Here is a 20392-nt window from a genome sequence, read left to right on the forward strand (position 1 = left end):
TATATCTGGCACATTTCTTCGTTGTGCGCTGCTCGAAAGCTTGCCTATCTTTGTGATATGTCTTCGCTTTCTGCGCTGCTACAACTTTGAACTGTACTCAAATCTAGGGTTTTGCAAAGGTCTCGGCCTTTCATTTATAACAACTTCCACAACATACGCAGTGCAATCAACAGCAACAACACACCAAAAGTTTTTTTCAATTTATCCGCAGGCAGTTTGTGCGAAAATTTCACGCCCAGCGGGGCAAACAACATGGTTGCAATGCTTAATACCAATACCGCAGGTAAATAAACAAAGCCCAGCGAGCCTTCAGGTAAATCCGCAATCTGCCAGCCTGCGGCCAAATAACCGATTGTGCCCGCCACCGCAATCGGCCACGCCAATCCGCTGGAAGTGCCGATGGCGCGGTGTGCCGGCATATTGCAATACATTAAAAACGGTACCGACAATGAACCACCACCCACACCAACCCAGCTTGATGCCGTGCCGAAAATCACGCCTACGCTGCTGAGTCCGGCAAAACCGGGCAGATGGCATGAAGGCACGGTTTTGCTGTTCATCAGTGTGCGCAGGGCAATTAGTGTGATGAATACGATAAAGAAAATTTGCAGCCCGTAAGTGGGGATAAATTTGGCCGAAGCCGCGCCGATAAACACGCCGCCAATCATACCGGGCGACATTTTGCCGACAGTCGGCCAATCGATAGCGCGCTTTTTGTGTTGTGCATACATGCTGGATAAAGTGGTGAACACCATGACGGCAAACGATGAACCAATGGCCAAATGCTGGGCGTAAGGGTGTTCGTCGCCATATTGCAAATGCAATGCCCACAAAACAATCGGCACGATAATCGTGCCGCCGCCGACGCCAAACAGACCGGCCAAAAAACCGGCCGCGCTGCCGCCGGCCAGCAGCGCGAGAATCACATCAAGATTATCCATTGAATATTAAGCGGTTTTATGGCGGCGTTTGCGCAACCAACGGCGCGCCGCCAAAATATAGCCCGACAGGCTGTAGCCGAAGAAGAATAAGAATAACACCAGCGACGGCTCCCACGTCACCAGCAGCAAAATCAACACGGCCAGCACCATGCCCATAAACGGCACTTTGCGGCGGATATTGATTTCTTTAAAGCTCCAAAACGGAATCTGCGCAATCATCGACAAACCGGCAAACAGCGTAATACCCAGCGCCCACCAATGCACACCAGGGAAACGCTCGACGCTATGGTTAACCCAAATCAGGCCGACAATCAGCGCGGCGGCGGTCGGGCTTGGAATGCCGATAAACCAGCGTTTGTCCACTTTGCCGATTAAGGTGTTGAACAAAGCCAAACGCAAAGCAGCGCAGGCACAATAGATAAAGGCGACCGAATAGCCGATTTTGCCGAACTGCCAAAGCTGCCATTTATAGGCAATCAAGGCAGGTGCCACGCCGAAGCTGACCATATCGGCCAAGCTGTCGAGCTGCTCGCCGAACGCACTTTGCGAATTGGTCAGGCGGGCGACGCGGCCGTCCATGCCATCGAGCAGCATGGCGATAAACACCGCAATCGCCGCCGTTTCATATTGGCCGTGCATGGCTTGGGTGATGGCGTAAAACGCGGCAAAGAGCGCCGCAATCGTGAAGGAATTGGGCAAAAGGTAAATGCTGTTCTGACGTAAAGACGCGCGTGGCGGAACCGGGTTGGGGTTTTCCATGTTTTCCATATTTTTCCGTAAGAATGCATGTTATTGAATGTAGGGATACCTTATACCGTTTCTCAAATGATGGCAACTCTCAAAGAGCTCAGGTATCGGCGGTTTTCGTATTTTTACCGGCCTGACGACGGCTTCACGAAAAATCAAACAAATCGGGTTGTGCCGTTTCGCCGGTGACGCGCACATCGGTTTCACCGTCGGCAAACACAATATGCAGCTTTTGGCCTTGCTTCAATTCGGCCGAACTTTGCACCACTTGGCCGCGGCTGTTTTTCACCACCGAAAAACCGCGTGCCAAAATGTGTTGCGGCGACACGGCTTCCAATAGCGCAGATTGTTTTTCCAAGGTTTGACGGCGTTGTTTCAGCAAAATGGCAAACGATTGCGCTAAGGCCGTCTGAAATTGTGCTACTTCACGTTTCGGCTGCGAAACATCAAGGCGCAAATGGAGTAAAGCCTGTGTTTGGCGCGACAATTGTTGCGTGTTGAAGCGGTGGTTTTGCTGCATGGCAAAGCGCAAATGCTGCGCCAAGCCTTGCACTTGCACGCGCTGCTCGGTTAATTTTTGGCGCGGATGACGGATTTGTCGCGCCAGCCAATCCACTTTCTGACTGGCATCATAATAACGCTGTTGCAACACCGTTTTCAGACGGCCTTGCGCCTGCGCCAATTTATGCAGCGATTCCAAACGGTTGGGGCTGACCAATTCCGCCGCGCCGGTTGGCGTGGGTGCGCGCACATCGGCCACAAAATCCGCCAGCGTGAAATCCGTTTCATGACCTACACCGCTGACCACCGGAATCGCGCATTGCTCAATCGCCCGCACTACCGGCTTTTCGTTAAACGCCCACAAATCTTCAATGCTGCCGCCGCCGCGACACACAATCAACACATCACATTCCGCCCGCGCCGAGGCCGTCTGAATCGCTTGGGCAATCTGCAATTCGCTGCCCGCACCTTGCACCGCAGTCGGATAAATAATCACCGGAATTTCCGGCGCACGGCGTTTCAGCGTCGACACCACATCACGCAAAGCCGCTGCTGCCAAACTGGTGACAATGCCGATGGTTTGCGGATGGGGGGGCAGCGGCTTTTTGCGTGCCAAATCGAACACGCCCTCAAGCTGCAATTTGGCTTTCAGCTTTTCATACGCCTCATACAAACGCCCCAAACCAACCATGCGTACTTCGTTGACCGTAATCTGAAATTCGCCGCGCGCCTCGTAAATGCTGATTTTGCCGCTGACTTCGATGTGATCGCCTTCCTTCAAAGGCTGGCTCAAACGTACCGCCGCCCCCTTAAACATCGCACAACGCACCTGCGCGCGGCTGTCTTTCAGCGAAAAATAATAATGCCCGCTCGCCGCCCGCGTGAGATTCGACACCTCGCCCGCAATCCACAAGCCGGAAAGATGGTCTTCCAGCAAGTTTTTGGCCAGCGCGTTGAGTTCGGAAACGGATAGGGAAGCAGCGGTGAATAAATCGGACATGGCGGGTGTTGGGGATTAGGGGAAAGTGGGGATTATAAAGGTTTTCGCTGTATTCAAGCTATGCTTTCAGACGGCCTTGTAAAGAAAAGGCCGTCTGAAAGCAGGTTATATTGAGGGTAAACACAATCAAACTGAGACCTTTGCAAAACGCATTCAAATGCCGGAACGCACATAACCGCCGTCATTCCCGCGTAGGCGGGAATCCATCTCAGCACCTAAGAAACCTTTTCCATTCAATAGGTTTCCGCTCTCATAAATGGATTCCCGCCTACGCGGGAATGACGGCGTTTTTGGTTTTTATTGGTGGGTATGGCGTTTTACAAAGGTTTCAAACTTTATATCTTTTCCCTTTCAATGCTATATTATCGTTCCCAGTTTATAAAGGCCGTCTGAATGCCCAAGCTGCATCAAATTATTGAACAACATTGGCAACAGCCCAAGCCGTGGCTGCGTGTGTTGCTGAAGCCTTTGTCGGCCGTGTTCGCCCGCATTGCGATCAAGCGGCGGCAGGATTTTTTGGCGGGGCGCACGCCGAGCGAAAAATTGCAGGTGCCGGTGGCGGTGGTGGGCAATATTCACGCGGGTGGCGCGGGTAAAACGCCGATTGTGTCCGCGCTGGTGTCGGGTTTACAGCAGCGCGGGGTAAGCGTGGGCATCATCAGCCGCGGCTATGGGCGGACGGAAAAAAACGTGCATGTATTAACTGCAAGCAGCACTGCCGCGCAAACCGGTGACGAGCCTTTGCTGCTGTATCGTCAAACCGGTGCGCCGGTGGCGGTCGGCAGCAGTCGGGTGGCGGCAGGGCGGGCGTTGTTGGCGGCTCATCCGCATGTGCAAATTATTGTGGCTGATGACGGTTTGCAACACTATGCTTTGCAGCGCGATATTGAAATTGTGGTGTTTCCGTTTGCCGATATCGCGCGTAACGATTTGGATTTGCTGCCCAACGGCGGTTTGCGCGAACCTTTATCGCGCTTGGCTTCGGTGGACGCGGTAGTGGTGAGCGGCGGGCAAAATCCGACCTTTAGGCCGTCTGAACATATGTTTGCCAGTTGTGTGGAAAGCGGCCAGATTTACCGCTTGAACCAGCCGTCTGAAAAATTAGACTTAGGCCGTCTGAAAAACAGCCGCGCCGCTGCAGCGGCAGGCATTGCCAAGCCCGAGCGTTTTTTTAATTCCCTGCGTGCGCTGGGCATTGAATTGCAACAAACGCTCGCATTACCCGACCATGCCGCCATCACGCCGCAGGATTTGCCACACGCTGATTTTGTATTCATCACCGAAAAAGACGCGGTGAAACTTTCAGACGGCCTTGATTCCGATGCTTTAAATCATGTGTGGGTGTTGCCTATTTGTGCGATAATCGAGCCTGATTTAGCTGATTTTGTATTAGGCCGTCTGAATATCGAATCGCCAGCTAAGCGGTGTGATGAAGATTGAAGCAAACCCGTCAGACGACCGCCAAACACTTTCTCAAAGAAAGCCGAAACCATGGAAAAAAAATTCTTAGACATCTTGGTCTGCCCCGTAACCAAAGGTCCGCTCGAATACCATCAAGACAAGCAGGAATTGTGGAGCCGCCAAGCGAAATTGGCTTATCCGATTCGTGACGGCATTCCTTATATGCTGCAAAACGAAGCGCGTGAATTGACCGAAGAGGAATTGCACGCATGACCGAATTTGTGGTGTTGATTCCGGCGCGTTTGTCGTCTTCACGCTTGCCGGGTAAGGCATTGGCCGATATTCACGGCAAGCCGATGGTGGTACGCGTGGCCGAGCAGGCCGCTAAAAGCCAGGCTGCGCGCGTGGTGGTAGCGACCGATCATGCCGACATTCAAGCGGCTTGCCAAGCGCACGGCGTAGAAGTGGTGATGACGGCCGATACGCATGAGAGCGGCAGCACGCGTCTGGCCGAAGCGGTGAAAAAGCTTAACCTGCCGCAGCATTTAATTGTGGTAAACGTGCAGGGCGATGAGCCGTTAATCGAGCCGGAACTAATCAACCGCACTGCCGAAGTGTTGGTGGAAAACAATGTGCAAATGGCCACTGCCGCGCATGAATTGCACGATTTTGATGAATTTATGAATCCGAACGTGGTCAAAGTGTTGCTGGATAAAAACCGCAATGCTATGTATTTCAGCCGTGCACCGATTCCGTTCCCGCGCGATACCATGCGCGAAAACCTGCGTGAATTGCCGCAGGAAACGCCGGTTTTGCGTCACATCGGCATTTACGCCTACCGCGCCGGTTTCCTGCAACGCTATGCCGAAATGAGCGTGTCACCGCTGGAAACCATTGAATCGTTGGAACAATTGCGCGTATTGTGGCACGGCTTCCCGATTGCGGTGGAAGTCACCGACCACGCACCGGCCGCCGGTGTGGACACGCAGGAAGATTTAGAACGCGTGTTGCAGGTGTTTCAAGCATAAATATGAGCAGGCCGTCTGAAAAACCGTGCGCTTGCCGCAAACCTTTTCAGACGGCGTGTAAAGTATTATGATAGTAATGTAAAAATCATGAACACAAACAGAGGACAAACCATGAAAGTATTATTGTTGGGTGCACCGGGTGCAGGTAAAGGCACACAGGCGCAATTCATTACCGCCGCTTTTGGCATTCCGCAAATCTCGACCGGCGACATGTTGCGCGCGGCCATCAAAGCCGGCACACCGCTGGGCTTGGAAGCAAAAAAAATCATCGATGAAGGCGGCTTGGTACGCGACGACATCATCATCGGCATGGTTAAAGAACGCATCGCCCAAGACGATTGCAAAGATGGTTTCCTGTTCGACGGTTTTCCACGCACTTTGGCGCAAGCCGAAGCCATGGTTGAAGCCGGTGTGGATTTAGACGCGGTAGTCGAAATCGATGTACCCGACAGCGTGATTGTTGACCGCATGAGCGGCCGCCGCGTGCATTTGCCATCAGGCCGCACTTACCACGTTTCTTACAATCCGCCGAAAGTTGAAGGCAAAGACGACGTAACCGGCGAAGATTTGATCCAACGTGATGACGACAAAGAAGAAACTGTGAAAAAACGATTGGACGTGTATCACGAGCAAACCGAAGTGCTGGTGGGTTTCTACAGCAAATTGGAAGGCGAACACGCACCGAAATACATTAAAGTTGACGGCACGCAAGCCGTTGAAGCAGTGAAAGAGCAGGTATTGACTGCATTGGGTAAATAATTTTGTACCCATGAAAAGATAAAAAGGCCGTCTGAAAAATTTCTTTCAGACGGCCTTTTTGTATGGAAAAACTGTTAAAATCCAGATGAACTGATGATAAAGGCCAGTGCGGATGTTGCCGCGCGGCTTGCTTTGATAGGAATCATAATGAACCCGTTAATCACTGATTTTCACCTGCCGCAAACCCGCACGCCGGTGATTGTGGCCTTGGATTTTGCCAACGAAGCCGATACACTGAATTTTGTGCGCACGCTCGACCCGAGCTTGTGCCAAATCAAAATCGGCAAAGAATTGTTTACCGCAACCGGCCGCCCGTTGGCGGAAAAGCTGATTAACCAAGGCTTTAAATTATTCTTGGATTTGAAATACCACGATATTCCCAATACCGTAGCCCAAGCTTGCCGCGTGGCCGCTGATATGGGCGTGTGGATGGTTGATTTGCACGCTTCGGGTGGCCGCCGCATGATGGAAGCTGCGGCGGAAGCCATTGCCAATCATGCGCAAAAACCTTTGCTAATCGGCGTGACCGTATTGACCAGCATGGAACAAAGCGACATGGCGGAAATCGGCTTGGATATTGAGCCGGAGCAGCAAGTATTGCGTTTGGCAAAATTAACCCAAAGCTCGGGCTTGGATGGTGTGGTTTGCTCTCCTTTGGAAGCCACGCCGCTGCGCCGTGAGTTGGGCGAAGATTTTGTGTTGGTAACGCCGGGCATCCGCTTGGATATTGCCGGTAACAACGATGACCAACGCCGCATCATGACGCCGGCTCAAGCTTTGGCCACTGGTTCGACTTATTTGGTGATGGGTCGTCCGGTCACGCAAGCAGCCGACCCGATTGCCGTGTTGCGCGAAGTAAACCGAGTGGCCAATCCGGCGGAATAGTTCAGACGGCCTTAAGGATGGTTAGAATCATAAGGCATTGAATTGAAAATATAACCATATCGGTGTGAACGGAAAACCGATTCACGCCATCAAGCAGCATACCCAAATCAGGAATTGATTCAATATGGTACAAAAATTCCAAGCAGCAGATGTACAGCAGCGTTTCGCCCAAGCGCGCGTGTTGGTGGTGGGCGATGTTATGCTCGACCGCTATTGGTTCGGTGACGTATCGCGTATTTCGCCTGAAGCGCCGGTGCCGGTGGCGAAAATCAACCAAATCGACCAACGTGCGGGCGGGGCGGCCAATGTGGCGCGCAATATTGCTTCTTTGGGCGGCAAGGCCGGATTATTGTCGGTTACCGGTCATGACGAAGCCGCCGATTCGCTCGACCAGCTGATGCAGCAAGACGGCGTGGAATCTTATTTGATGCGCGACGAACAAATCGCCACGACGGTGAAGCTGCGCGTGGTCGCCCGCAATCAGCAATTGATTCGTCTGGATTTTGAAGAACTGCCGCATCACGAAGTATTAGAACAGGTCAAATCACGCTATCAAGAAGTGTTGCCCGATTACGATGCGGTGATTTTTTCCGATTACGGCAAAGGCGGCCTGACCCACATCGCCGACATGATTGATTGGGCGAAACAGGCGGGCAAAATCGTGTTGATTGACCCGAAAGGCGACGATTACGAAAAATACGCCGGTGCGACCTTGATTACGCCCAACCGCAGTGAATTGAAAGAAGTGGTCGGCAGCTGGCGCAACGAAGACGAGCTGACAGACAAAGCACAACACCTGCGCCGCCATCTCGATTTAACCGCCATTTTGCTGACCCGCAGCGAAGAGGGCATGACGCTGTTTAACGACGGCGAAGCGGTGTACCAGCCGACGCGTGCGCAGGAAGTGTATGACGTGTCCGGCGCGGGCGATACCGTGATTGCCGGTATGGGCTTGGCAATGGCCGCCGGTTTTACCATGCCCGAATCCATGCATTTGGCCAATACCGCCGCCGGTGTGGTGGTGGCGAAATTGGGTACGGCGGTTTGCTCGTTTGACGAGTTGCAAACCGCATTAGCCGACCAATAAACATTGAATATTCAACGATTCAGACGGCCTTGATTGAATAGGCCGTCTGAAAAACAAAAGGAATTGTTATGACCATCATCGTAACCGGCGCGGCCGGCTTTATTGGCAGCAACATCGTCAAAGCGCTGAATGCACGCGGCATCACCGACATCGTGGCGGTGGATAACCTGACGCGCGGCGAAAAATTCAAAAATCTGGCCGAATGCGAAATCAGCCATTATCTCGACAAACACGAATTCATCCGCCAAGTGCGCGAACATGCCTTGCCTTACGACGACATTCAAGCCGTGTTCCACCAAGGCGCGTGTTCCGACACCATGAACCACGACGGCCTGTATATGATGGACAACAACTATCAATACACGCTGGATTTGCTCGATTGGTGCCAAGATGAACGTATTCCGTTGCTCTATGCGTCTAGTGCGGCGGTGTACGGCAAGGGCGAGATTTTCCGCGAAGAGCGCGAATTGGAAAAGCCGCTGAATGTGTATGGTTATTCAAAATTCCTGTTCGACCAAGTATTGCGCCGCCGCATGGAAGAAGGCTTGACCGCGCAAGTGGTGGGTTTCCGCTATTTCAATGTGTACGGCCAAATGGAGCAACACAAAGGCCGCATGGCTTCGGTAGCTTTCCATCATTTCAACCAATACCGTGAAAACGGCTATGTGAACCTGTTCGGCGCCAACGACGGCTACGGCAACGGCGAGCAAACCCGCGATTTCGTCAGCGTGGAAGACGTGGCCAAAGTGAACCTATTCTTCTTCGATAATCCCGAATTATCCGGCATTTTCAATTTAGGCACCGGCCGCAGCCAGCAATTTAACGACTTGGCCGCCGCCACCGTCAACGCCTGCCGCGCTGCCGAAGGCAAACCGGAAATGAGCTTGGAAGAATTGGTGAAAGAAGAACTGATTCGCTACATTCCGTTCCCCGACGCATTAAAAGGCAAATACCAAAGCTTTACCGAAGCTGACATCAGCAAGCTGCGTGCAGCCGGCTATGATGAATCTTTCTTTGATGTCAAAGAAGGTGTGAGCCGCTATGTGCAATGGATGTTGGCAAACTTGGTTTAATCATTGAATTTAATTCAACAGGCCGTCTGAAAAATTTTCAGACGGCCTGTTTCTTTTTGAGAAAGGATGGGAACTCATGCAAATCAGGATTTACAATATTTGCCGTTTATGCTTTAATTTTCCTTAACCGAAACAGGGGTGCTGCGCCATGCGCGGCTGAGAATTACCCTTATACCACCCGATCAGGATAATACCTGCGTGGGGAGTTTCAGCGAGTTTATTGTTCAGACGGCCTGATTTTATCCATCAGGCCGTCTGAAAGCCCAAACACCGCTCCTGTTTCGTTTTATTCTGATAAACGAGAAACAGGAGCACTTTTTATGGCACTCAAAACCAACGGCAACGAAGCCGCCCAACTCGACCAGCTCTCCCATGATTTGGGTATTCAGTTTGCTTATCCCAATTCCGACAAAGTCTATCTTTCCGGCAGCCGCGCCGACATCCGCGTGCCTTTGCGCGAAATCCGCCAAGATGATACCGTGAGCGACCGTGGCCGTGAGCCGAATCCGCCGATTCCGGTGTACGATACCAGCGGCGCATACGGTGACCCGACCGCCAAAATCGATTTGAAACAAGGCTTGCCGCATATCCGCAGCGCATGGCTGGACGAACGTGGCGACACGGAAATCTTGAGCGGCTTATCCAGCGAATATGGCTTGGAACGCGCCCATGATCCGCAAACTGCGCATCTGCGTTTCAACCAAATTACCCAGCCGCGCCGTGCCAAAGCCGGTAAAAACGTCACGCAAATGCACTACGCGCGCCAAGGCATCATCACGCCGGAAATGGAATTCGTTGCCTTGCGCGAGCGCATGAAGATGGACGAAGTGTTCAGACGGCCTGAATACGCCAAATTAGTCAAGCAACACGCGGGCGAAAGTTTCGGCGCCAATCTGCCAACCCATCCCGACCAAATAACGCCTGAATTTGTGCGCCAAGAAATCGCTGCCGGCCGCGCCATCATTCCAGCCAACATCAACCCCCCTGAATTGGAGCCAATGATTATCGGTCGCAATTTCCGCGTCAAAATCAATGGCAACTTGGGCAACTCGGCGGTAACGTCCAGCCTGACCGAAGAAGTGGAAAAAATGGTGTGGGCGCTGCGCTGGGGTGCGGATACGATTATGGATTTGTCCACCGGTGCGCATATTCACGAAACGCGCGAATGGATTATCCGCAACGCACCCGTGCCGATTGGTACTGTGCCGATTTATCAGGCTTTGGAAAAAACCGGCGGCATTGCCGAAGATTTAACTTGGGATTTGTTCCGCGATACCTTGATTGAGCAGGCGGAACAGGGCGTGGATTATTTCACCATTCATGCCGGTGTGCTGCTGCGCTATGTGCCGCTGACTGCTGACCGCCTCACCGGCATTGTGTCGCGCGGCGGCTCGATTATGGCGAAATGGTGCTTGGCGCATCATCAAGAAAACTTCCTCTACACGCATTTTGACGAGATTTGCGAAATCATGAAGGCGTATGATGTGTCGTTCAGCTTGGGCGACGGCTTGCGCCCCGGCTGCGTGGCCGATTCCAACGATGCGGCGCAGTTCGGCGAATTGCACACGCTGGGCGAATTGACCGCCAAAGCATGGGAGCACGATGTGCAGGTGATGATTGAAGGCCCCGGCCATGTGCCGCTGCAGCGCGTGAAGCAAAACATGACCGAAGAATTGCAGCATTGTTTTGAAGCGCCGTTTTATACCTTAGGTCCGTTGGTGACCGACATCGCACCAGCTTACGACCATATTACTTCCGGCATTGGCGCGGCCAATATCGGCTGGTACGGCACGGCTATGCTGTGTTACGTCACCCCGAAAGAACACTTGGGCTTGCCGGACAAAGAAGACGTGCGAACCGGTATCATCACGTATAAGCTCGCCGCGCACGCCGCCGATTTGGCCAAAGGCTGGCCGGGTGCACAAGTACGCGATAATGCCTTATCCAAAGCACGCTTTGAATTCCGCTGGCGCGACCAATTCCGCCTAAGCCTCGACCCCGAGCGTGCAGAAAGCTATCACGATGCCACTTTGCCTGCCGAAGGCGCGAAAATTGCCCATTTCTGCTCAATGTGTGGCCCCAAATTCTGCTCGATGAAAATCACGCAGGAAGTGCGCGATTATGCCGCCGCGCAAAAAGGCATGGCGGAAAAAGCGGTGGAATTTGTGCAAAAGGGTGCGAAGATTTATAGTTGATAGAAATATGCCGTCTGAAAGGAATGTGTTTCAGACGGCATATTGTTGCGGTTTAAGGTGAAAGCTTGAGCGAAGATTATTTAAAGGTAATGTCGGAGCTGATTTTCAATTTGATGGAAAGGCCGTCTGAAAAAATACCGTCATTTATATAGTGTTTTACAGACAATATGGGACCTTTGCAAAATCCCCATCTTTGGCACATTTCTTCGTTGTGCGCTGCTCGAAAGCTTGCCTATCTTTATGATATATCCTGCGCTTTCTGTGCTGCTACAACTTTGAACTGTACTCAAATCTAGGGTTTTGCAAAGGTCTCAATATATTTATTACAAAACAGCATTCAGAACAACATAGAATAAAAGCCGTCTGAATTTTTCAGACGGCTTTTTATATTGGTTTCCTGAATAAGCAGGAATAAAAATGAGTGGTGGTGCCCGGAGCCGGAATCGAACCGGCACGACCTGTTTAGGGTCGACGGATTTTAAGTCCGTTGTGTCTACCTATTTCACCACCCGGGCAATAGTTTTATTGGAATAAAACTATTGAAGTGGAGGCGGGAGTCGGAATCGAACCGGCGTAGACGGATTTGCAATCCGCTGCATAACCACTTTGCTATCCCGCCATAATCAAAAAGTTGCTCTATTTCAAACAACTTTGTTATTTTGGAGCGGGAAACGAGTCTCGAACTCGCGACCTCAACCTTGGCAAGGTTGCGCTCTACCAACTGAGCTATTCCCGCAGGATAAATGTAAGCAGATGAATGGAGCGGGAAACGAGTCTCGAACTCGCGACCTCAACCTTGGCAAGGTTGCGCTCTACCAACTGAGCTATTCCCGCATTCGGTGTTACATTTAACGATAAACTTTGGAGCGGGAAACGAGTCTCGAACTCGCGACCTCAACCTTGGCAAGGTTGCGCTCTACCAACTGAGCTATTCCCGCATTTGATTAAATTTGAATGGAGCGGGAAACGAGTCTCGAACTCGCGACCTCAACCTTGGCAAGGTTGCGCTCTACCAACTGAGCTATTCCCGCTCAAATTTAATCCGATTGTTACGCGCTGTAACAAGGAAGACGCTATTATTATGGATTTGCTTCCAATCGTCAAGCTGTTTGTGCCATTTTTTTTTTAACTTTTTTGCGCCATTTCTTTCCAAGCCATTTTTAGGTAATAAAACATCGACCAAAGTGTGAGCACGGATGCGATAAACATCAACATGTTACCAATCATGATTAAATCAAGGCCGTGAAAATTAGGCAGTCCGATGAGCAGCAATAAGATGGCGGCCATTTGCGCGGTGGTTTTTAATTTCCCGATGGTGGCAACGGCCACGCTGTTGCGCCGTCCCATTTGTGCCATCCATTCGCGCAGTGCGGAAATGGTGATTTCGCGGCCAATGATGATCATGGCGAAGATGACGTAAGTGCGGCCTAGGCTGACCAGCAATAGTAGGGCAACGGCTACCATCAGTTTGTCGGCAACTGGGTCGAGAAACGCGCCGAAGTCGGAGGTTTGCTTCCATAGACGCGCTAAAAAGCCGTCAAACCAGTCGGTAATGGCGGCCACGGCAAAGATAATGGCGGCTGTCCAATTGACGGTTTGTGGATCTATCCAGTTTTCCGGCAGATAAAAGAGTACGGTAAACACCGGAATGAGCAAAACGCGCATCCAAGTGAGAAGAATGGGAATATTCCAAGGCATTTGGCGACCTTTTCGGTAGGCTGGTGGTTCGCTTGATATCAAGTTGGCTATTATAGCGAATTTCATTGGCTACCGATAATTTCTGAGGGTAAAAATTCCGTCACTAGGCGCTGGATTATTCAAATAGGTTTAGATAATCATAAAACGTCGATAACGTGGCAGTAATTGTCGCTGTAAAGGGTTGTCTAAGAAATCATGTAAGGCCGTCTGAAAAGCAGGTAGGTGTTGGCTATGCGGATTATGTGGTAAATAACGCGCGGCATAATAGTGGGCAAGAAGGTCGGCTTGCTGCTCCATATTTAAGTCGCTGAAGTGTTGAATGCTGTGTGGCGAGGGATACACATAGGCTTTGCGACGCACATAGCCGCCGATGGCCATCAGAAATATACCGGCATACCATGTTTTGAAACCCAGCTGATGCTGCCAAACATGAGTGAGCTCGTGAATCAGCCACATTTGATGGCTGTGGCCGGCCAGCGCAAAATCGGCAGGGCAGTTTTGGCGCGGAAAATAAATGTGGCCGTTGGGCGCAATGGCTACATTGATGTTGGGCAGATAGGGAATGCCGCGATAGATTTTGACACGCGCATAATCGATGCCGTCTGAAAAAACGCGGCGCGCTATTTCGATTTCGTTTGCTGTCAAACGCCGCCAATGCTTACTCACGCGCTTCCTTTCGTTTGCGCCAATGGTATTGGGTGCGCAACCGCCAGCCGACCAATACGGCGACATAACCAATCACAGCCAAAATCGAACCCAAAACCGGCACGCCGACCAACAATGGTTTGCCTGCGCCCAACAGCCAAGTGCCGAGTTCGCTGAAAAAGTGTGTATCCGACCAGCTTGGAAATTCCAGAGAATCGGCAGCTTCCACGCCCAAAATCAGCGAGCCAATTTTGTAGGAGGCATAATAAAGCGGCATATAGGTAATGGGGTTGGTGTAGAGTGTGCTGAACACGGCTACTGGTAGGTTGGTGCGCAAGAAATAGGCGACAATGAGTGCGCTCAGCATTTGCGTGGGTCCGGGCATTAAACCGCAGAACATACCCACGGCAACCGATACTGCAGCTTGACGGCGGTTCAGTGTCCAGAAATAGGGTTTGTCAAACAAGGGCGCAAAAGGCTTGCTCCAGCGTGATGCGAAAATCTGCTGGCGGTTGGGTAATTTTTGGCGTAAACCGTTAGGCTTGGGTTGGCTCATGGATGGGTGTTGAAGTGAAATATACAAGATAATATGGTGGGTGGTGGGCGAGTTTTAAAGAGAAGGCCGTCTGAAAAAATAAATCGGTAAGCTTTATTAAATGATAGATACGAAAAGGCCGTCTGAAAACTTTGCTTTCAGACGGCCTTGATTTTTATTGGGCGTTATCCGTACCGAATAATTTATCCATCGGGGTCAAGTTAATGGCATTGCCTTGGCTGGTGATCCATTTATCTTCCACGCGCCAGATACCGGCTTCATCCGCCACACGTACATACCAGTGGTTGGTCGCAGGCAAAGGTCTGAATACGGCATCGTATTCCATGCGCTCGGCTGAACTGTTGCTGTCTACTGCTTTAAGCGTAATGGTTTGATCTTCCGCTTTTTTGGCAGGATGCATCAATTGCAGGTGAACCGGTTGCTTGGTGTCAAAATCGCCGCTGACGAACACTTTGGCTTTATCCATATCCGGGCTGATTAATACCTGCGCCTGAATGTGGCGGTTCACTGCTTCTTCATCACGATGCAATTCAATTTCGATGTGTTTACCGTCTTTGTAGTAATCGTCGGATACCAAGTCGGTCATGTTTTGCTTGGCGACAAAAAACATGGTAACACTGGCAATCACCACAAAGATGGGACCGACCATCAAGAACCACGGCCAAAAGTTTTTATACCAAGGTTGTGCATTTTTTTTCTGTGACACATTACTCTCCAATAAAGGTTGCTTCTTCTTCAATCACCACTTTATCCGAATCGGCTTTGCCTGATTCTTGGTAAACGAAGATAAATTCAATAGGGTGGCTGCCTTTGTCGGCATATTCCGGAATGGTGGATACTTGCACCGGAATGGTGATGGTTTCGCGGGCAGGCAGTTTCAAGCCTTCTTCCGGTAAACCGGTCAACGCGATTTCTTCAAAGCCTTTTACACTGGCGGTTAAGACTTGGTCGTATTCGCTGTTGTTGATGATGCGCAGATTATACGCATTTTCCAGCCAGCCTTGGTTGTTTTCACGAACCATTACACCGCGGTCTTTTAAGATATCCACTTCAACCATTTTACGGGTGGAAAGGCCGGTAACAAAGGCAATAATCACAACGGCCAATATGGCGCCATAACCGGCCACACGTGGGCGTTTTAAGCGTTTTTTGATATCGGATTCAGGATATTCATGTTCCAGTGCACCTTCGGTGGTGTAGCGGATCAGGCCGCGTGGATAGCTCATTTTATCCATGATTTCATCACAGGCATCAATACAGGCGGCGCAACCAATACATTGGTATTGCAAGCCGTCGCGGATGTCGATGCCGACCGGACACACTTGCACGCACATATTACAGTTGATGCAGTCGCCCAGTGAGGTTTCTTCGCGCGAAACGCTTTTCTTACGTGCGCCACGCGGTTCGCCACGCTCGTAATCATAAGAAATAATCAGCGTGTCTTTGTCAAACATGGCACTTTGGAAACGTGCGTAAGGACACATGTGCAAACACACTTTTTCGCGCATGATGTGCGCCATGAAGAAGGTCATGAAGCCGTAGAAAGCTGCGGCAAACATGGCGCCACCACCGGCCGAACCGTTAAACAAGGCCGGTACAAACTCACGGATTGGGTTAAACCAACCGGCAAAGGTAATGCCTGTCCATGCGCAGAATAGGAAAATCAGCAGGTATTTAGTGGCTTTGATGCGGATTTTGGTGAAATTCCACGGCGATTTCTCGAGCTTTAAACGTTTGTTGCGGTCACCCTCGACTAAATGGTCTATCCACAGCATGATTTCGGTGTAAACCGTTTGCGGGCAAGAATAACCGCACCACAAGCGGCCGGCGATGGTTGTCCACCAGAACAGGCCGAAGGCGCAAATCATCAGCAATAATGCCAGGTAAATCAAGTCACCCATACCCAACGATAAACCAAAGATATAGAAATGGCGGTCGGGAATGTTGAACAATACCGCTTGGCGGTCTGACCAATTAAACCAAGGCACAATATAGAACACAAATTGCGTCGCCAATACCGCGGCAATACGCAACTTGGCAAAGCGGCCTTCGGCTTTTCTCGGGTGAATGCGTTCGCCCACCGGATGAATTTGAATCGCAGCCGATTTCGGTTTGGCAGGTTTTGGCGGTGTTAATTTTTCCGCTTTAGCTTGCGCTTGACCGTCTTTTTTCGGCTCGGCTTGCGGCTCGCTGGCATGATGTTCGGGTTCGGCGGCCGGTGTTGGTTTTTCTTCGGCAGACATAGCTTGTTCCTTAATATCAATATATTTTTAATCGTGGTAGTGGGTGTGGCAATTCTATTTCAGACGGCCTAGGCCATCTGAAAATGTTTTGCAGCGGGAACTTTATAATCATAACATTTTCTGCCGTTCCTGCCGACCAAACCACTTGCTAATTTGTAGAAATTCATCTAATATTTTTTGAACTAATACAAAAAAAGCTTTGTATGACTCAATTAAAACCTAAAGGCAATACCGCTGTCAATATTGCCCAATCTATCGAGCAGCTTATCCGCCGTAAAGTGTGGCCTGAAGGCTACCGTTTGCCGACGGTGCGCAGTTTGGCTGATGAACTGGGCGTCAATCCCAATACGGTATCCGCCGCTTACAAACAATTGCGCGATGCCGGTATTATCGATACCGATGGCCGCCGTGGCAGCTTTGTGCCGCATAAAACTGAAATTCTGCACAGCGAAACTGCCATTCCGCAAGGCTTGGTCGATTTGGCTTCGGGCAATGTTGATCGCCGTTTGTTGCCGCCTTTGGAATCGGATTTATTCAATCATTACAACTTGAATGCGGATGTGGGCAATTATGGTGACCATCCGGAATTGATGAAATTTCTTAAAAACTGGTTGGTTAAACATATTGGCATTGAGAGCGAAGTGATGCTGCTTTCGAGCAGCTTGGATATTATCGAGCGCATTCTCATGCAGCGCTGCATCAGTGGCTGTAAAGTCTTGATTGAAGACCCATGCTGGCCGCCGTTGCCTGCTTTGTTGGCCACTTTGCGCTTAGAAGCTGTGCCTTTGCAGATGGATGATGAAGGCGCGGTGATACCCGAGCAATTGAATGATGATTTTTCCGTGGTGATTCTCACACCACGCGCGCACAGCCCGACCGGTATCAACTACAGCCGCGCGCGTTGGCAGCAATGGCAGGCATTTTTAAATCAGCGCGATGCCTTGCTGATAGTCGATGACCATTGGGCGGCTTTGAGCCAGCAGCCTTTTTACGGCATGCAAGGTTTTGAAGGCGAGTGGATGTATACTACCTCCACCAGTAAATTTCTCGGCACCGATGCGCGCATAGCGATTGCGGCGGGCAACAGCAATATCCTGCATGCCATGAAAAAACGTTTTGCATTGGGGCCACGCTGGATCAGCAAAATTCTGCAGCATTTGACTTGGCAGCTGTGGCAGCGGCTGGAAGGCGAGGCCATGCATGAGATTTCGGAAAACTACCGTATCCGCCGCCAAACCTTGTTTGCATGCTTAAATCAACACGGAATTTTCCCTTTAGGCAAAAATGGCGAAGGTTTCCATATTTGGCTGCCGGTCGCCAATGAAGCGCAGGTGATTCAGTTTTTAGCGGCGAAAGGTTGGGCGGTGCAAAGCTGCGCGGCATTTCACTTTGCCAAACGTGGCTCGGTGCGCATTACCTTTAGTAATCTGGATTTGGCTGATTGCGCACGTTTGGCTGACGATATTGCTGAAACACTGAATGCAGGCCGTAAAACCATTTACTAAGCTTAATAGGCCGTCTGAAAATTTTCTGCATAGTTTTCAGATGGCCTTTTGCTTTGTCGCAATACTGTGCTTGAAAGCCTTGCAAAATCAAGCGATAATTCAAACCGTTTCCCCATATTCACATCTTTAAAAGAAAGAAGGTACTGATGTCACAACTGGCAAACGCAATCCGCTTCCTTTCCGCAGACGCGGTACAAAAAGCCAACTCCGGCCACCCGGGTGCGCCGATGGGCATGGCTGAAATGGCCGAAGTTTTGTGGACGCAATATCTCAACCACAATCCTGCCAATCCAAAATTCTACAACCGTGACCGCTTTGTGTTGTCGAACGGCCACGCGTCGATGATTTTATACAGCCTGTTGCATCTGACCGGTTACGACGTTTCTATTGAAGATTTGAAAAATTTCCGCCAATTGCACAGCAAAACACCGGGTCACCCGGAATACGGCTACACCGACGGCGTGGAAACCACCACCGGCCCGTTGGGTCAAGGTATTGCCAACGCAGTCGGCATGGCTCTGGCGGAAAAAATCTTGGCCGCTGAGTTCAACAAAGACGGCTTGGACATCGTCGATCACTACACCTATGTGTTCTTGGGTGACGGCTGCTTGATGGAAGGCGTGTCACACGAAGCCTGCTCGCTGGCCGGTACTTTGGGCTTGGGCAAGTTGATTGTTTTGTATGATGACAACAACATTTCCATCGACGGTAAAGTTGACGGCTGGTTTACCGAAGACATTCCACAACGCTTTGAAAGCTACGGCTGGCATGTGGTGCCGAATGTTAACGGCCACGATACCGCTGCGATTCAGACGGCCATTGATGCCGCTCGCGCCGAAACCGGCAAACCTTCTATCATCTGCTGCAAAACCTTAATCGGTAAAGGCGCAGCCACTAAAGAAGGCAGCCACAAAACCCACGGCGCACCATTGGGCGCAGACGAAATCGAAGCCACGCGCAAACACTTGGGCTGGACGCACGCCGCGTTTGAAGTGCCGCAAGAAGTGTATGAAGGTTGGGATGCCAAAGAAAAAGGCGCGCAACTGGAAAACGAATGGAACAAATTGTTTGCCGAATACCAAAGCCGCTTCCCTGAAGAAGCTGCCGAATTTGTTCGCCGCATGGACAAAGAATTGCCGAAAGACTTCGACGCTTATGTTCAGACGGCCTTGAAAGAAGTGTGCGACAAAGCCGAAACCATCGCTACCCGCAAAGCCAGCCAAAACAGCATCGAAACCTTGGCCAAAGTATTGCCGGAATTTGTCGGCGGCTCAGCGGACTTAACGCCTTCTAACTTGACCGACTGGTCAAACAGCAAAGCCGTGACCGCTCAAAACGGCGGCAACTATGTGCATTACGGCGTGCGCGAATTCGGCATGGGCGCCATCATGAACGGCTTGGCGCTGCACGGCGGTGTGAAACCGTTTGGCGCGACTTTCCTGATGTTCAGCGAATACCAACGCAACGCCTTGCGTATGGCAGCCCTGATGAAAATCAACCCGATTTTCGTGTTTACCCACGATTCTATCGGCTTGGGTGAAGACGGCCCGACCCACCAACCGGTTGAGCAAACCGCTACCTTGCGCCTGATTCCGAACATGGACGTATGGCGCCCTTGCGACACCGCCGAATCGCTGGTGGCATGGGCAGAAGCAGTGAAAGCAGCCGACCACCCAAGTAGCCTGATTTTCAGCCGTCAAAACCTGAAATTTCTGCAACGCAGCGATGAGCAGTTGGAGAATATCCAACGCGGCGGCTATGTGATCAGCGAAGCCCAAGGCGAAGCCAAAGCCGTGATCATTGCCACCGGTTCGGAAGTCGAATTGGCTTTGAACGCGCAAGCGGCTTTGGCTGAAGAAGGCATCGCTGTGCGCGTGGTGTCTATGCCGTCAACCAACGCATTCGACCGCCAAGATGCCGCTTACCAAGCCAGCGTATTACCGGCTAATCTGCCGCGCGTTGCCGTAGAAGCAGGCGTGACCGATGGTTGGTACAAGTATGTTGGCTTAAATGGCAAAGTAGTCGGCCTCGACCGCTTCGGCGAATCGGCTCCGGCAGAATTGCTGTTTAAAGAATTCGGCTTTACTACTGAGAATGTGGTTGCAACCGTGAAATCTGTTTTGTAAGT

General features: G+C 51.0%; 18 protein-coding genes, 6 tRNA genes and 1 riboswitch. Of the genes, 10 read left to right on the forward strand and 14 right to left on the reverse strand.

The window, feature by feature from the left end; all coding sequences use genetic code 11:
- Positions 1 to 134: 134 nt before the first annotated feature.
- The 3 genes from ACM67B_RS03570 to xseA form a co-directional block, all read right to left on the reverse strand.
- Complete coding sequence (locus tag ACM67B_RS03570) at positions 135 to 941, reverse strand: sulfite exporter TauE/SafE family protein (protein ID WP_416190178.1); 807 nt, start codon at positions 939 to 941, stop codon at positions 135 to 137.
- A gap of 6 nt (positions 942 to 947) precedes the next feature.
- On the reverse strand, positions 948 to 1700 hold the full coding sequence (gene pssA, locus ACM67B_RS03575; RefSeq protein ID WP_416190511.1) for a CDP-diacylglycerol--serine O-phosphatidyltransferase: 753 nt from the start codon (positions 1698 to 1700) through the stop codon (positions 948 to 950).
- Between the two features lie 133 nt (positions 1701 to 1833).
- Complete coding sequence (gene xseA, locus ACM67B_RS03580; protein ID WP_416190179.1) at positions 1834 to 3189, reverse strand: exodeoxyribonuclease VII large subunit; 1356 nt, start codon at positions 3187 to 3189, stop codon at positions 1834 to 1836.
- 393 nt (positions 3190 to 3582) lie between these two features.
- On the opposite strand from xseA, the gene lpxK reads away from it, so the two are divergent.
- From lpxK to thiC, 8 genes are all read left to right on the forward strand, one after another.
- Positions 3583 to 4629, forward strand: a complete 1047-nt coding sequence (lpxK, locus tag ACM67B_RS03585) for a tetraacyldisaccharide 4'-kinase (RefSeq protein WP_416190180.1) — start codon at positions 3583 to 3585, stop codon at positions 4627 to 4629.
- Positions 4630 to 4680: 51 nt separating this feature from the next.
- Positions 4681 to 4863, forward strand: a complete 183-nt coding sequence (locus ACM67B_RS03590) for a Trm112 family protein (protein WP_096294814.1) — start codon at positions 4681 to 4683, stop codon at positions 4861 to 4863.
- The gene (gene kdsB, locus ACM67B_RS03595) at positions 4860 to 5618 is read left to right on the forward strand and encodes a 3-deoxy-manno-octulosonate cytidylyltransferase (RefSeq protein ID WP_416190181.1); all 759 of its coding nucleotides are present in this window, start codon (positions 4860 to 4862) and stop codon (positions 5616 to 5618) included. Before ACM67B_RS03590 ends, kdsB begins: the two co-directional genes overlap by 4 nt.
- Positions 5619 to 5729: 111 nt before the next feature.
- Complete coding sequence (gene adk, locus ACM67B_RS03600; protein WP_416190182.1) at positions 5730 to 6377, forward strand: adenylate kinase; 648 nt, start codon at positions 5730 to 5732, stop codon at positions 6375 to 6377.
- Positions 6378 to 6524: 147 nt separating this feature from the next.
- The gene (gene pyrF / locus ACM67B_RS03605; RefSeq protein WP_416190183.1) at positions 6525 to 7262 is read left to right on the forward strand and encodes an orotidine-5'-phosphate decarboxylase; all 738 of its coding nucleotides are present in this window, start codon (positions 6525 to 6527) and stop codon (positions 7260 to 7262) included.
- Positions 7263 to 7386: 124 nt separating this feature from the next.
- Entirely contained in the window at positions 7387 to 8349 is a 963-nt protein-coding gene (gene rfaE1 / locus ACM67B_RS03610; protein WP_416190184.1) for a D-glycero-beta-D-manno-heptose-7-phosphate kinase, read from the forward strand.
- Between the two features lie 68 nt (positions 8350 to 8417).
- Positions 8418 to 9422 (forward strand): ADP-glyceromanno-heptose 6-epimerase, encoded by a 1005-nt coding sequence (gene rfaD, locus ACM67B_RS03615; RefSeq protein WP_416190185.1) that lies wholly within the window; start codon positions 8418 to 8420, stop codon positions 9420 to 9422.
- Between the two features lie 124 nt (positions 9423 to 9546).
- Positions 9547 to 9644: riboswitch (TPP riboswitch) on the forward strand.
- A gap of 98 nt (positions 9645 to 9742) precedes the next feature.
- Positions 9743 to 11617, forward strand: a complete 1875-nt coding sequence (thiC, locus tag ACM67B_RS03620; RefSeq protein WP_416190186.1) for a phosphomethylpyrimidine synthase ThiC — start codon at positions 9743 to 9745, stop codon at positions 11615 to 11617.
- A 425-nt stretch (positions 11618 to 12042) separates the two neighbouring features.
- On the opposite strand, the gene ACM67B_RS03625 is transcribed toward thiC, so the two are convergent.
- The 11 genes from ACM67B_RS03625 to ccoG all read right to left on the reverse strand — a co-directional run bounded on the left by ACM67B_RS03625 (position 12043) and on the right by ccoG (position 16759).
- Positions 12043 to 12132 (reverse strand) — tRNA-Leu (locus tag ACM67B_RS03625).
- A 30-nt stretch (positions 12133 to 12162) separates the two neighbouring features.
- Positions 12163 to 12236: transfer RNA gene (locus ACM67B_RS03630), tRNA-Cys, on the reverse strand.
- A 41-nt stretch (positions 12237 to 12277) separates the two neighbouring features.
- Positions 12278 to 12353 (reverse strand) — tRNA-Gly (locus ACM67B_RS03635).
- 22 nt (positions 12354 to 12375) lie between these two features.
- Positions 12376 to 12451: transfer RNA gene (locus ACM67B_RS03640), tRNA-Gly, on the reverse strand.
- 28 nt (positions 12452 to 12479) lie between these two features.
- A tRNA-Gly gene (locus ACM67B_RS03645) sits at positions 12480 to 12555 on the reverse strand.
- Between the two features lie 17 nt (positions 12556 to 12572).
- Positions 12573 to 12648: transfer RNA gene (locus ACM67B_RS03650), tRNA-Gly, on the reverse strand.
- A 94-nt stretch (positions 12649 to 12742) separates the two neighbouring features.
- Positions 12743 to 13315 (reverse strand): CDP-diacylglycerol--glycerol-3-phosphate 3-phosphatidyltransferase, encoded by a 573-nt coding sequence (gene pgsA, locus ACM67B_RS03655; protein ID WP_416190187.1) that lies wholly within the window; start codon positions 13313 to 13315, stop codon positions 12743 to 12745.
- 129 nt (positions 13316 to 13444) lie between these two features.
- Positions 13445 to 13981, reverse strand: coding sequence for a type IV secretion protein Rhs (locus tag ACM67B_RS03660; protein ID WP_416190188.1), 537 nt, complete (start codon positions 13979 to 13981; stop codon positions 13445 to 13447).
- Positions 13974 to 14516: a DUF2062 domain-containing protein gene (locus tag ACM67B_RS03665; RefSeq protein WP_416190189.1), complete on the reverse strand. Its 543-nt coding sequence runs from the start codon at positions 14514 to 14516 to the stop codon at positions 13974 to 13976. The genes ACM67B_RS03660 and ACM67B_RS03665 overlap by 8 nt, the downstream gene beginning before the upstream one ends.
- Before the next feature lie 154 nt (positions 14517 to 14670).
- On the reverse strand, positions 14671 to 15165 hold the full coding sequence (locus ACM67B_RS03670) for a FixH family protein (protein WP_416190512.1): 495 nt from the start codon (positions 15163 to 15165) through the stop codon (positions 14671 to 14673).
- 58 nt (positions 15166 to 15223) lie between these two features.
- Positions 15224 to 16759, reverse strand: coding sequence for a cytochrome c oxidase accessory protein CcoG (gene ccoG / locus ACM67B_RS03675; RefSeq protein WP_416190190.1), 1536 nt, complete (start codon positions 16757 to 16759; stop codon positions 15224 to 15226).
- A gap of 203 nt (positions 16760 to 16962) precedes the next feature.
- Between ccoG and ACM67B_RS03680 the strand changes: the two genes are divergently transcribed.
- Together ACM67B_RS03680 and tkt are read left to right on the forward strand one after the other, a co-directional pair.
- The gene (locus ACM67B_RS03680) at positions 16963 to 18264 is read left to right on the forward strand and encodes an aminotransferase class I/II-fold pyridoxal phosphate-dependent enzyme (protein ID WP_416190191.1); all 1302 of its coding nucleotides are present in this window, start codon (positions 16963 to 16965) and stop codon (positions 18262 to 18264) included.
- A gap of 146 nt (positions 18265 to 18410) precedes the next feature.
- A complete protein-coding gene (gene tkt, locus ACM67B_RS03685; RefSeq protein ID WP_095503749.1) occupies positions 18411 to 20390 on the forward strand; it encodes a transketolase in 1980 nt (659 codons plus the stop codon).
- Positions 20391 to 20392: the final 2 nt, after the last annotated feature.

Origin of the sequence: Neisseria sp. CCUG17229 (assembly GCF_047839235.1) — a bacterium.
GTDB classification, from domain to species: domain Bacteria; phylum Pseudomonadota; class Gammaproteobacteria; order Burkholderiales; family Neisseriaceae; genus Neisseria; species Neisseria brasiliensis.